Annotated in this window: 13 protein-coding genes; 9 read left to right on the forward strand and 4 right to left on the reverse strand. The window is 63.3% G+C overall.

Annotated features, from left to right (window positions below; translation table 11 throughout):
- Positions 1-120: 120 nt before the first annotated feature.
- A complete protein-coding gene (locus ACTJKL_RS07970) occupies positions 121-1980 on the reverse strand; it encodes an extracellular solute-binding protein (protein WP_440852646.1) in 1860 nt (619 codons plus the stop codon).
- A gap of 293 nt (positions 1981-2273) precedes the next feature.
- Here ACTJKL_RS07970 and mepA point away from each other — a divergent pair, with 293 nt between their 5' ends.
- The 6 genes from mepA to ACTJKL_RS08000 all read left to right on the forward strand — a co-directional run bounded on the left by mepA (position 2274) and on the right by ACTJKL_RS08000 (position 8316).
- Positions 2274-3341, forward strand: coding sequence for a penicillin-insensitive murein endopeptidase (gene mepA, locus ACTJKL_RS07975; RefSeq protein ID WP_100670053.1), 1068 nt, complete (start codon positions 2274-2276; stop codon positions 3339-3341).
- Positions 3342-3453: 112 nt separating this feature from the next.
- Positions 3454-3834: a methylglyoxal synthase gene (locus ACTJKL_RS07980; RefSeq protein WP_275597014.1), complete on the forward strand. Its 381-nt coding sequence runs from the start codon at positions 3454-3456 to the stop codon at positions 3832-3834.
- Positions 3835-3881: 47 nt separating this feature from the next.
- Entirely contained in the window at positions 3882-4901 is a 1020-nt protein-coding gene (locus ACTJKL_RS07985; RefSeq protein ID WP_411932513.1) for a glucokinase, read from the forward strand.
- Between the two features lie 108 nt (positions 4902-5009).
- Positions 5010-6815 carry an ABC transporter ATP-binding protein gene (locus ACTJKL_RS07990; RefSeq protein ID WP_100669905.1) on the forward strand — a complete coding sequence of 602 codons (1806 nt, stop codon included), beginning with the start codon at positions 5010-5012 and terminating at the stop codon, positions 6813-6815.
- 16 nt (positions 6816-6831) lie between these two features.
- Positions 6832-7650 (forward strand): 4-hydroxy-tetrahydrodipicolinate reductase, encoded by an 819-nt coding sequence (gene dapB / locus ACTJKL_RS07995; protein ID WP_379937171.1) that lies wholly within the window; start codon positions 6832-6834, stop codon positions 7648-7650.
- A gap of 30 nt (positions 7651-7680) precedes the next feature.
- Positions 7681-8316 (forward strand): 2,3-bisphosphoglycerate-dependent phosphoglycerate mutase, encoded by a 636-nt coding sequence (locus ACTJKL_RS08000; RefSeq protein ID WP_018093794.1) that lies wholly within the window; start codon positions 7681-7683, stop codon positions 8314-8316.
- Positions 8317-8422: 106 nt separating this feature from the next.
- Here ACTJKL_RS08000 and ACTJKL_RS08005 read toward each other — a convergent pair whose 3' ends face one another.
- Both ACTJKL_RS08005 and ACTJKL_RS08010 read right to left on the reverse strand, forming a co-directional pair.
- The gene (locus ACTJKL_RS08005) at positions 8423-9295 is read right to left on the reverse strand and encodes a methylated-DNA--[protein]-cysteine S-methyltransferase (protein ID WP_411932515.1); all 873 of its coding nucleotides are present in this window, start codon (positions 9293-9295) and stop codon (positions 8423-8425) included.
- 72 nt (positions 9296-9367) lie between these two features.
- A complete protein-coding gene (locus ACTJKL_RS08010; protein ID WP_440852647.1) occupies positions 9368-9865 on the reverse strand; it encodes a DUF2244 domain-containing protein in 498 nt (165 codons plus the stop codon).
- Positions 9866-9887: 22 nt separating this feature from the next.
- Here ACTJKL_RS08010 and nth point away from each other — a divergent pair, with 22 nt between their 5' ends.
- Entirely contained in the window at positions 9888-10661 is a 774-nt protein-coding gene (gene nth / locus ACTJKL_RS08015) for an endonuclease III (protein WP_440852648.1), read from the forward strand.
- Here the strand turns inward: nth and ACTJKL_RS08020 are convergent.
- Complete coding sequence (locus ACTJKL_RS08020; protein ID WP_440852649.1) at positions 10655-11248, reverse strand: TetR family transcriptional regulator; 594 nt, start codon at positions 11246-11248, stop codon at positions 10655-10657. The two genes, nth and ACTJKL_RS08020, sit on opposite strands and share 7 nt — an antisense overlap.
- A gap of 67 nt (positions 11249-11315) precedes the next feature.
- Here ACTJKL_RS08020 and ACTJKL_RS08025 point away from each other — a divergent pair, with 67 nt between their 5' ends.
- Together ACTJKL_RS08025 and ACTJKL_RS08030 are read left to right on the forward strand one after the other, a co-directional pair.
- Positions 11316-11741, forward strand: a complete 426-nt coding sequence (locus ACTJKL_RS08025; protein WP_440852650.1) for a VOC family protein — start codon at positions 11316-11318, stop codon at positions 11739-11741.
- Positions 11742-11879: 138 nt separating this feature from the next.
- Positions 11880-12872, forward strand: coding sequence for an adenosine kinase (locus ACTJKL_RS08030; protein WP_440852651.1), 993 nt, complete (start codon positions 11880-11882; stop codon positions 12870-12872).
- The last annotated feature ends 14 nt before the right edge of the window (positions 12873-12886 follow it).

The raw sequence follows: 12886 nt of genomic DNA on the forward strand, positions 1-12886 counted from the left end.
ATTGCTCTAATGTGCCTCAAATCCTACATCTCCCAGCGGCTGCGGCCTCTGCGGAGCCGTTCGTGTTTCGTGATTCGTTTCCCGCATTTGGAATCGAGACAGCTCCTGAGCGCAAGAGCTTCATTTTGCAGCCGCGTTTTTCGACCACCACGAATCCGGGAAATCCATCCCGTAATAGGGAAGCTCCTTCGGGCGTGCCAGGTGGTTCCAGTAGGCAACGCGCAAGGCCTTCGAGTAGAAAAGCGGCACGACGTAGTGATGTGCGAGAAGCACGCGGTCGAGCGCCCGTGTCGTCGCGACCAGCTCCTCGCGGTTCGGCGCGAACACGATTCTCCGGATAAGTTCGTCAATTGCCGGATCAGCGATGCCGGCGTAGTTCCTTGATCCCGGCTGGTTTACTGAGGCCGAACCCCAATAGTCGCTCTGTTCGTTGCCGGGCACGAGCGTTTGTGCCCAGATGCCGTAGATCATGTCATAGTCGTAACTTCTGACGCGGTTGGTGTATTGCGAGTCGTCGACGGTGCGGATGCGAGCATCTATCCCGATCTTCCTTACGCTGTTCACGAACGGTGTGACCGTTCGTTCGAAGGAAGGATTGGACAGAAGGATCTCGAAGCTGAACGGCTCCCCGGTCTTCGCGTTCACCAACCGGCTGCCCTTCAGTTCGTAACCCGCCTCCTTGAAGAGTGCGAGCGCCGTGCGCAGGTTGTCGCGCACCTTTTGGGGATCGCCGTTGACAGGGTTCTTGTAGGGTGTGGTGAAAACGGCGGCAGGAACCTTGTCTTTCAGTTCTTCAAGGATTTCTTTCTCGCGTCCTTCGGGCAGGCCGGAGGAGGCAAGCTCCGTGCCCCAGAAATAACTGTCGACGCGCTGAAACGCGTTGTGTGCGAGGCTGCGATTCAGATCCTCGAAGTCGAAGGCGTAGTTCAACGCTTCGCGCACCCGCTGGTCCTTGAATTTTTCGCGGCGCATATTGGGTACGAAGGCCTGCATTATGCCGGTAGCGCGCAACGGGTTTTCGATCTCCTCTCGGATCACCCGGCCGTCTTTCATCGCTGGAAAGTCGTAGGCCGTGGCCCAATGGCTTGCGCTGTTGTCCTGATAGAAATCGACATTGCCGGCACGGAAGGCCTCGAACTGCACGCTCCTGTCGCTGAAGAAGGCGTAATTGATGGTGCGGAAATTATATCGGCCGACATTCACGTTGAGATCCTTGCCCCAATAGTCGTCCCGCAATTCAAAGCGGATCGAGCCGCCCGCCTGGAACGAGGCGATCTTGTAGGGGCCGGAGCCCATGACCGGCTCCAGCGTCGTGCGGCTGATATCGCGCTTGCTCCCCTTGGCGTCCTGCCCTTCCCACCAGTGCTTCGGCAGGATCGGAAACTGGCCGAGAATGTTCGGCAGTTCGTGGTTATTCTTCTCGTCGAAACGGAAGATGACCTCGCGTTCGCCTGTCTTTTCCGCCGAAATAACGTGGCGATAGTAGTTGGAAAAAAGCGGATTGTGCTCTTTCACCATGTTGAAGGAGAAGACGACATCCTCCGGGGTCACCGGTTTGCCGTCTGCCCACTTGGCCTCTGCCCGCAGGCGAAAAGTGGCGGAGGAGATATCGGCGGGATATGAGATCGCCTCTGCGAGCAGGCCGTAGGATGTGGTGATCTCGTCCTCGGCGGATTTCAGGAGCGTTTCGAAGACCAGCGAAGAAAGGCCGGTCGCCACCTCACCCTTGGCGAGGATCGGGTTGAACGAGTCGAACGTCCCGTTCTCCGAGAGCCGCAGCTCTCCGCCCTTTGGAGCATCCGGATTGACGTAATCGAAGCGCGGGAAGCCGTCCTTGTATTTGGGTTCTCCGACCGACGACGTAGCGTGGCGCCAGACGGGCTGTTCCTCGGCGTTGGACGCAGGAGGAACGAGGAGAAGCGCTGCTGTCAGAAACGAGGCCGCGAGGCCAGGCTTCACGGTCCTGCAGAAGTTTGGCATCCGGCCGGTACCCCTTTTTGTTTCAATGTTCTTTTTTAACGAACATAGGCGAAATCAGGGCAATTGACAGAACCTGCCCAAAATCAGGCGAAATTCTTTGGTCACATCCCGGTGAGTCGCAAGGCTGCTGCAACCGCGGCGAATCAGGATAGGAGAGGGCGGCGGACCGAGAGCGCCGCGCGTCCTGCCAGACGCGCAAAGGTCGCTGCAACGCTTCAGGCTGCCGCATGTTTTTGTCCTTTGATCGGGACGAGCAAGAAAACATTCGGTAAAGCAAGGTTATGGGGAATGGAATGAGATTTGATGCGCGGGCTGCGCTTCGGCGCTGCGGTTCGACCGTCCTGGCTCTGATCATGGGGGTGAGCCTCGTCTCCGCCGAGGCGGCTGCAAACGACGCTCCCCCGGCCAAGGAACTCTTCGGCGCCAAGGACCTGCCGATGCAGGCGGCGCCGGCTTCGTTCGGCTTCTACTCCAAGGGTTGCCTTGCCGGCGGGGTCGCCATCCCCACCGACGGCCCGACTTGGCAGGCGATGCGCCTGTCGCGAAACCGTCGCTGGGGGCATCCCGCGATGATCGCTCTGATCGAGCGCTTCTCCCACGATGCCGTCGAGAAGATCGGCTGGCCCGGCCTTCTGCTCGGCGATATCTCGCAGCCGCGCGGCGGGCCGATGCTTTCGGGTCACGCTTCGCATCAGATCGGGCTCGATGCGGATATCTGGCTGACGCCGATGCCGCAGCGGACGCTGAGCTACCAGGAGCGCGAGACGATTTCCGCGACGTCCATGCTCGACAAGAGCAAGTTTCTGACGGTCGATCCCTCCATCTGGACACCCTCTCACGCCCGGCTGATCATGATGGCGGCGAGCTATCCGCAGGTCGAACGGGTCTTCGTCAACCCGGCCATCAAGAAAAAGCTATGTGAAACCTGGAAGGGCGACCGCTCGGCGCTCGGCAAGGTCCGGCCGATCTACGGCCACGACTATCATTTCCACATCCGGATCAAATGCCCTGAAGGCTCCAAGGGCTGCAAGGACCAGGCCGTGGTTCCGGCGGGTGACGGCTGCGACAAGTCGCTCGCCTGGTGGTTCACGGACGAGCCCTGGGCAAAGCCGACCCAAAAGCCGGCCGCGAAGCCGCAGAAGCCGAAATTCGCGACTCTCGCCGATTTGCCGAAGGCCTGCGCCCTCGTGCTGAACGGTCCGGCACCCGCTTCGGAACAGGAGGCGACCTACGGCACGGCCTATCGCGCTCCTGCCGCCATTCCGGCTGCCGCGACCAGCATAGAGGCCGTAATCAGCGCGGCAGGCGAAGGGCTGCCCGCGAACATTCCCGTACCCTTGCCGCGGCCGGGCCTGCAGTAGCGCCATTGCAATTTGCCGATGCTCATGTATAGGCGTTCAATCGATTTAAATCGGTTCGCATGAGTGTGCCTGCTGCATCTGTGCGCCATGAACCTTGCCGGGGGGCTCTCGCATGGCAGATCGGAAATGTCTCGCCCTGATCGCCCATGATCAGAAGAAGGATGACCTCGCGTCTTTTGCCAAGGCGAACGAGGCGGTCCTCTCCAAGTGGAAGATCGTCGCCACGGGGACGACCGGCGCACGAGTCCTCGACGTGTGTCCGGCGCTCGACATCGTCCGGTTGAAGAGCGGTCCGCTCGGCGGCGACCAGCAGATCGGCGCGCTGATCGCCACGGGGGACGTGGACTGCCTGATCTTCTTCGTCGATCCGTTGACGGCCATGCCGCACGACGTCGACGTCAAGGCACTGATGCGGCTCGCGATCGTCTATGACATCCCTATGGCGCTCAACCGCGCGACTGCCGAGCAGTTGATCGACTTCAGGCGCAACTGATACATAAACCCCGGACATTCACGCCGCGATCAGGACGGACCTCTGCCATGCCCAATGCGAGTGAACACAGCTTTCCCTTCCCGATCCTGATCGGCGACATCGGCGGCACCAATGCCCGGTTCGCATTGCTCATCGACGCCTACGGCGAACCGAAGCAGCTTGCCCCGATCAGAACGGGCGATTTCGCCACGATCGAGGAGGCGATGCAGAAAAGCATCCTCGACAAGACCTCCGTCCAGCCGCGCTCGGCGATCCTCGCCGTAGCCGGGCCGATCAAGGGCGACGAGATACCGCTGACGAATGCCGGCTGGGTGATTCGCCCGATGGACATGCTGGCCAGCCTCGGACTGGAGGACGTGCTGGTCATCAACGACTTCGAGGCCCAGGCGCTCGCCATTGCCGCGCCGGCCGATCAGGATGTCGTTCAGATTGGCGGCGGCGCCGTCCGGCCCTTCCATTCGCGCGTCGTGCTCGGCCCGGGTACCGGTCTTGGCGTCGCTGGACTGGTCTATGCGCAGCATACCTGGATACCCGTGCCCGGCGAGGGCGGCCATGTCGATATTGGCCCCCGAACGGAGCGCGACTTCCGGATCTGGCCCTTCCTCGAACCGATCGAGGGACGTATGGCCGGCGAGCAGATCCTGTGCGGCCGCGGCATCATGAATCTCTATCGCGCGGTCTGCGCGGCCAATGGCGAGGAAGCGGTTCTTGCGGATCAGGCGGCCGTGACGACGAGCGCCCTGTCCGGCGCCGATGCGGCGGCGGTCGAAACCGTGTCGCTCTTTGCGACCTATCTCGGGCGCGTTGCCGGCGACATGGCGCTGATTTTCATGGCGCGCGGCGGGGTATTCCTTGCCGGCGGCATTTCGCAAAAAATACTGCCGGCACTGACGAAGCCCGAATTTCGCGCGGCCTTCGAGGACAAGGCGCCGCATTCGGCGTTGATGCGGACGATTCCGACCTTCGCCGTCATTCACCCCATGGCGGCGCTCTCCGGCCTCGCGGCCTTTGCCCGCACGCCGAGGGACTTCGGTGTTGCAATGGAGGGACGCCGCTGGAGAAGGTGACGCTGCGCCCGGCGCAGAGACTCGCCAAAACGGCAGCAAAGCACTATAGAGCCCCCGAAAGCGATGCCGGGGTGCGGTACGCGAGCGGGCTCAGGGAAGACGGGCTTATTGAACGCCAAGGATAGAAACAAGCGCGCAGTCGATTCCGAAACGATCACGGGAATCCTCAGGCGCGTCATCGCCGAGAACGGCCGCGACCACATTCGTGGCTATGCTTTCGCAATCGCATGCCTTGTCGTGGTGGCGGCAACGACCGGCTTCACCGCCTGGATCATGGAGGCGGTCGTCAACGAGGCCTTCGCCAACAGGCGCGCCGACATCGTACTCCTGATCTGCGGTGCGATCTTCGCCGCCTTCGTTCTCAGGGGGCTTGCGACCTACGGGCAGGCGGTCGCCCTTTCCAAGATCGGCAACAACATCGTGGCGCGCTATCAGCGCCGGCTTTATGCGCATCTGATGGCGCTCAGCGTCGGCTATTTCCACGAGCACCGCTCGGCTCAGCTCGCCGCCAAAGTCAGCCAGAACGTCAGCGGCATCCGCGACGTGCTCAACATGACGGTCACGTCCGTCGCCCGCGACCTCCTGACGCTGATCGGCCTGGTCGTGGTCATGTTCAGCAAGGACTGGCTCCTGTCGCTGATCGTCTTCTTCGTCGCGCCGCCATTGCTCCTCGGGCTCCGCTACATTTCCAGACGCCTGCGCCTGGCGACGCGCGAAGCCGTCGAGGTCAACAGCCGGGTACTCGGCGCCATGCAGGAGACCATCCAAGGCATCACCATCGTCAAGGCCTTCACGATGGAGAACGAATTGCGGCGCAAGGTCGAGTCGATCATCGACCGTGCCGAGAACCGGGCAAATCGCATCGCGCGCCTGAGCGAGCGCACGGCGCCGATGACCGAGACCTTCGCGGGACTGGCGATCTCCAGCGTGCTTGCCTATGCGGCCTTCCGCACGATCTATCACAACGTGCCGCCCGGAGCGTTCTTCGCCTTCGTCACCGCCCTGCTCATGGCCTATGATCCGGCTCGCCGTCTCGCGCGCCTGCAGGTTTCGCTGGAACGCGCGGCCGTCAATGCCCGCATGATCTACGAGATCCTCGATACGGTACCGCACCAGCGCGACCGTCCGGACGCCACCGAGCTGAGGCTCGGCGAGGCGACCGTCGAATTGCGCGACGTGCGCTTCGCCTATGGCACCGGCGACGAGATACTCAAAGGCGTCAGCTTCCGTGCGGAGGGCGGCAAGACCACCGCTCTCGTCGGCCCCTCGGGCGCCGGCAAGTCGACGATCATCAGCCTGATCCCGCGCTTCTACGATCCGATGTCCGGCGAGATCCTGATCGACGGGCAGAATATCGCCGGCGTCACCAAGCAATCGCTTCGGGCCGGCCTCGCCTATGTCTCGCAGCAGCCCTATCTCTTCGAAGGCTCGATCCGCGACAACATCCGCTACGGCCGGCCCGATGCGACCGATGCCGAGATCGAGGAAGCGGCGCGGCTGGCCTATGCGCATGATTTCATTCTGGCGCAGCCGCAGGGCTACGATACGCCCGTCGGCGAGCATGGCGTGACGCTTTCCGGCGGCCAGCGTCAGCGCCTGTCGATCGCCCGCGCACTCGTCCGCAACGCGCCCGTCCTGCTGCTGGACGAGGCGACGTCGGCGCTCGACACCGAGTCGGAAGCCGCCGTCCAGAAGGCGCTCGAAGAGGCGATGAGCGGCCGCACCGTCATCGTCATCGCGCACAGGCTTTCCACCGTCGTCAACGCCGACAAGATCGTCGTCATGAAGGAGGGCACCGTCGTCGAGGAGGGCTCCCATGAGGAGCTTGCGCGGCGTCCGGACGGTCTTTACGCTCGCCTCCACAATCTCCAGGGCAGCGGAGCGGATACGGTCGCCGAGGCCCAGATCCTGTAACACAAGGGAATTTCAGATGAACGAAACGGACATGAAGCTCGTTGTGGTCGGCGCGGCCGGCCGTATGGGCCAGACATTGATCCGGATCATTCACGAGACGGCCGGGGTGAGCCTTCATGCCGCGATCGAGCGGACCGGATCGCCCTTTATCGGCCGGGATGCCGGCGAGCTTGCCGGTGTCGGCCCGATGGGGGTCGCCGTTACCGACAAGCCGCTCGAAGCCTTTGTCGAGGCCGAGGGCGTCCTCGACTTCACGGCCCCCGCCGCCACGGTGGAATTCGCCGGCCTTGCGGCGCAGGCACGCATCGTCCACGTGATCGGCACGACCGGCTGCTCGGCGGATGACGAGGCGAAGATCCGCGCCGCCGCCCGTCATGCCCGCGTCGTCAAGTCGGGCAATATGAGCCTCGGCGTCAACCTTCTCGGCGTGCTTACGGAAAAGGCGGCGCGCGCGCTTCCGGCCCGGGGTTGGGACATAGAGATCCTCGAAATGCACCACAAGCACAAGGTCGATGCGCCCTCGGGCACGGCGCTGCTTCTTGGCGAAGCGGCGGCCAAGGGGCGCGGAATCGGTCTTGCGGATCACTCCGTGCGGGTCCGCGACGGCCACACCGGTGCGCGGCCCGAAGGGTCAATCGGTTTTGCGACGCTTCGCGGCGGCTCCGTCATCGGCGAGCACTCGGTTGTGATTGCCGGAGAGGGTGAGATTGTCACGCTTTCGCACAGCGCGACCGACCGCTCCATCTTCGCCCGCGGCGCTGTCGCTGCCGCCCTCTGGGGCCGGAGCCAAAAGCCCGGCCTTTACTCAATGCTCGACGTTCTCGGGCTCGACTGACATCCGATAGTTCACAATGAGGAAATCGAAATGAGCGGCACCCTCGTCCTTGTCCGGCACGGCCAGAGCGACTGGAACCTGAAGAACCTCTTCACCGGCTGGCGCGATCCCGACCTCACCGAGCTCGGCATCGAGGAGGCAAAGGCCGGCGGCAAGGCGCTTGCCGATTACGGCATCAAGTTCGACATCGCATTCACCTCCGTCCTCATCCGGGCCCAGCGTACCTGCCAGCTCGTCCTCGACGCCGTCGGCCAGTCATCGCTCGAAACGGTCCGCGACCAAGCCTTGAACGAGCGCGACTACGGCGACCTCTCCGGTCTCAACAAGGACGATGCCCGGGCGAAATGGGGCGAAGAACAGGTCCATATCTGGCGCCGCTCCTACGACGTGCCGCCGCCCGGCGGCGAGAGCCTGCGCGACACCGGCGCGCGCGTCTGGCCCTATTATCTGACCGACATCCTGCCGCGCGTGCTTTCGGGCGAGAAGGTGCTCGTCGCCGCCCATGGCAACTCGCTACGCTCCCTCGTCATGGTGCTGGACAAGCTGACCAAGGAGCAGATCCTCAAGCTCAATCTCGCGACCGGAGTGCCGATGGTCTACAAGCTGAACGCGGATTCGACGGTCGCTTCGAAGGAAGTGCTCGGGGATATGTCCGGGGCGCATTGAGGGCGCTTGATGGCAGGGGTTTTAACCCCTCCCGAACCCCTCCCCACAAGGGGCAGGGGTTTGGGAGGGGCCTGTTTCCTACCCCATCATACCAGGAATGCTCCCTTCAAGCCTTCCCGGCCTCCCAGCCGAGGATCGCGCGCTTGCGCGTCAGGCCCCAGTGATAGCCGGTGAGATCGCCGGTCTTGCCGAGCGCACGGTGGCAGGGGACGACGAAGGAGATCGGGTTGCGCCCGACCGCGGCGCCGACCGCACGCGAGGCCGTCGGCTGGCCGAGGTTTTCGGCGATCCTGGAATAGGTCGTGGCCTTGCCAAGCGGAATCTGCAGCAGGGTCTGCCATACGCGGATCTGGAAATCCGAACCGATCAGGAAAATCCGGAGCGGCTCTTCCGCGCACCAGCGGTCGGGGTCGAAAATGCGTGCCGCATAGCGCGCCGTCGCCGCGCTGTCCTCGACATAGGCGGCGTTCGGCCACCGGGCGGCCATGTCTTCGAAGCTCGCGCGCTCCTCGCCCGAATCGGCGAAGGCAAGGCCGGCGAGGCCGCGGTCGGTCACCATCACCAGGGCCGTGCCGAAGGGCGAGGGGTGAAAGCCGTAGCGGATGGTGAGGCCGGCGCCGCGCGCCTTCCACTCGCCGGGCGACATCGCCTCATGGGTGACGAAAAGATCGTGCAGCCGGCTCGGACCTGACAGACCGACCTCGATGCTGGTCTCGAGCAAGGGCATGTCTTCCTGGCGCAGGAGCCGCTTGGCATGATCGAGGGTGACCGCCTGCAGGAAGGCCTTCGGCGAAAGCCCGGCCCAACGGGTGAAGACCTTCTGGAGCTGTGTCGGCGACTGGCCGAGGTGCCGGGCGAGCGACTCGAGCGACGGCTGCTCGCGATAGTCTTCGGTCAGCATCGCGATCACACGCCTGACCGTGTCGTAGTCGGTGCCTTCCGGGGTGATGTCGGTGGGAATGGATGTAACGACGTTCATGATCATCTCCTTGTGCCACAGATAATCATGCAGGCGATGCTATAACCACCCGATTCTTGTCGGCCAACCGGCTCAACGCGACCTGGCGGTCGCCAGCGCCCGGGCGAAGGCGACGGCGAAGGTTTCGCGGTCGTCGCGGTTGAGGAAGGAGCCGATATCGGTCTGCCGGCCGCCGCCACTGATCTTCATCGACACGATGCCGATCTCCTGATGACGCTTGATGCTGAAGCGCGCCCAGAAGGTGTTGAAGCGGTGCTCTATCATCCTCCCCGAGGGCGCGAACTTCCTGACCGACACGTCGGTGCGCGAAACGCTGACCTCCTCGCGGGCCCGCGCAGTGTGGTAGTTGAGCCAGAAGGCACCGAAGAGCAGGACGAAATCGAGGCCGAAGAAAAAGACGACCGGCCAGGCGCCGATGACCAGAAACACGACGATGTGCATCAGGCTCATGATGCCGGCGATCATCAGGAAAATCTTGAGGCCCCTATGTCCCAGCGAGCGGTAGGGGGTGAGTTCGGCCGCAAAGATCGGCTCGTCATCGATGTTTGGCGCAGCGTTGCCTTTGATCATGACCCTTGACTATAGATGCAGCATGAAAAACGTGAAGCTCAAATCGCCACCGAAAGCGCCGAAGCCGGCGAAAGCGACAACGCGCCGCACGGGGCCGCGCAGTGCCTACCGCAGGGCGGAAGTCGAGGAAATCTTCCGCCGATTTTCGGTGCAGCGTCCGGAACCGAAGGGCGAGCTCGAGCACGTCAATCCGTTCACGCTCGTCGTGGCGGTCGCTCTTTCGGCGCAGGCGACGGATGCCGGCGTCAACAAGGCGACCCGGCAGCTCTTCGCTGTCGCCGATACACCGGAAAAGATGCTGGCGCTCGGCGAGGAACGGGTTCGCGATTATATCAAGACGATCGGCCTCTACCGCAACAAGGCGAAAAACGTCATCGCTCTCTCCGAGAAGCTCATCACCGACTTCGGCGGCGAGGTGCCGCGCACGCGCGAGGAGCTCGTGACGCTGCCCGGCGTCGGGCGAAAGACCGCCAATGTCGTGCTCTCCATGGCCTTCGGTCAGCCGACGATGGCCGTCGACACCCATATCTTCCGCATCGCCAACCGTATCCGCCTTGCCCCGGGCAAGACGCCGGACGAGGTGGAGGCCCACCTCCTGCGGGTGACCCCGGAGCACTATCTGCTCCATGCCCATCACTGGCTGATCCTGCACGGCCGCTACGTCTGCAAGGCGCGCCGGCCGGAATGCGAGCGCTGCGTGATAGCGGACCTCTGCAAATCGCCGGAAAAGACCTGCGACATCCCGGCGCCGCTCGTGGAATTGCCGCCGCAAGCGATCTCGCTCGCCGCTCATTGAGCGATCAGGCGATCGATCAGCCTGTCGATGGCGTAGGCATAGTCGGCCCGTGCGGCGCCCGCATCGATCTCGAGCGCAGCGCGGTCGAAGGCGGCCGATAACAGGAATGCCATCGCCTTGACCGTCTTCTCCTCCAGACGGTGCGGAGCCATGGCGGCAGCGAGGCCTTCCTCCAGCGTTCTGCCGCCATGGGCGGCGTCGAGAGCCGCCATTTCGGTGACGCCCAGCACGGCCGGCCCGTCGAGCAACAGCAGGCGTACCCTGCCCGGAACGGCCATGGCGTCGAAATAGCCCGCCGCTCCTGCAAGGAGTGCCTCACGGGGTGGGAGGGGAGCACCGGCCAATTGCTCGATCGTCGCCGCGACGTCACGTGCTTCCCGTTCGACGATCGCCCGAAACAGCGCCTTCTTGTCCTCGAAGTGGTGATAGAGCGCGCCGCGCGTGAGCCCGGCTGCGGCAACGATGTCCGGCGTCGCCGTTTCGGCGTAGCCTCTGGAGACGAAGAGCGCGCGTGCGGCATCAAGGATCGCCGTGCGGGTTGTATCGGAGCGTTCCCGGTTGGAGCGTCTTGGTTCTTTCTGTTGCATACATGCAGCCTGTATGTTATTGAACGGATACATGCAGATTGTATGTTATCGAAAAACGGAGGGAAAGATGAAATCGACAAGCTATTATCCGGTGATCATGACGCAGGACGTTCGGCAGACGGCGGATTTCTACGTCAGGCATCTAGGCTTCGAGGCGCTTTTCGTGAGCGATTGGTACATGCACCTCCAGTCGACCGAAAACGGACATGTGACGCTCGCGGTGCTCGATTACCGTCATGAGACGGTGCCCGAACGGCACCGGGCGCCGGTGCAGGGTCTGCTCCTGAATTTCGAGGTGGAAGATCCCGATCGGCTCTATGCCACGATGCGTGACGCGGGCCTGCCCATCCTCAAGCCGATCTGCGACGAAGACTTCGGCCAGCGTCATTTCATCACGGCCGATCCGAACGGCGTGATGATCGACATCATTAAACCGATCCCGCCAAGCGCCGAGTTCGCCGCCGCCGATGACGCAAAGGCGCTGCCGACGTGATCGTCGGCATCTCCGAATTCCGCCGCATGCGGGAGCCTTCCCGCATTTGAAGAAGCGCATAACGCTGTTGCGTCTTCCAAATGGCCGGAAAACCGCTATTAACGAACACCGGTCACCAAGGAAACCCGGACGGAGTTCATGGCAAAATACGACGTTCTGACGATCGGCAACGCGATCGTCGATATCATTGCGCGCTGCGATGACAGCTTTCTCGAAGAAAACGGCATCATCAAGGGCGCGATGAACCTCATCAATGCCGATCGTGCCGAACTGCTCTATTCGAGAATGGGACCGGCGGTCGAAGCCTCCGGCGGCAGCGCCGGCAATACGGCGGCTGGCGTCGCGAGCCTCGGCGGCCGCGCCGCCTATTTCGGCAAGGTCGCCGACGACCAGCTCGGCGAAATCTTCACCCATGATATCCGCGCACAGGGCGTCCATTTTCAGACGAAGCCGCTCGACGGCCATCCTCCGACGGCCCGCTCGATGATTTTCGTGACCGAGGACGGCGAGCGCTCGATGAACACCTATCTCGGCGCCTGCGTCGAGCTCGGCCCGGAGGACGTCGAGGACGACGTCGTCGCCCAGTCGAAGGTCACCTATTTCGAAGGCTATCTGTGGGACCCGCCACGTGCCAAGGATGCGATCCGCGAAGCGGCGCGCATCGCCCACGCCCATGGGCGGGAAACGGCGATGACGCTGTCCGACAGTTTCTGCGTGCATCGCTACCGCAGCGAGTTTCTCGAACTCATGCGCTCGGGCACGGTCGATATCGTCTTCGCCAACCGGCAGGAGGCGCTCGCGCTTTACGAGACCGAGGACTTCGATCGCGCGCTCGAGCTGCTGGTCAAGGACTGCAAGCTTGCGGCGGTCACGCTGAGCGAGGAAGGCTCCGTCGTCGTGCGCGGCGCTGAGCGCGTACGTGTCGGCGCGAGCGTTCTGGAGCAGGTGGTCGACACCACCGGCGCCGGCGATCTCTATGCCGCCGGCTTCCTCTTCGGCTATACCAGCGGCCGCTCGCTCGAGGAGTGCAGCAGGCTCGGCAATCTGGCAGCCGGTATCGTCATAGGCCAGATCGGCCCGCGGCCGCTGGTCTCGCTTGCAACCGCTGCCCGGCAGGCAGCTCTCGTCTGAGGCGCTCGTCCGAC

The sequence above is a fragment of the Sinorhizobium sp. 22678 genome, from assembly GCF_052044265.1.
Taxonomy (GTDB): domain Bacteria; phylum Pseudomonadota; class Alphaproteobacteria; order Rhizobiales; family Rhizobiaceae; genus Sinorhizobium; species Sinorhizobium meliloti_A.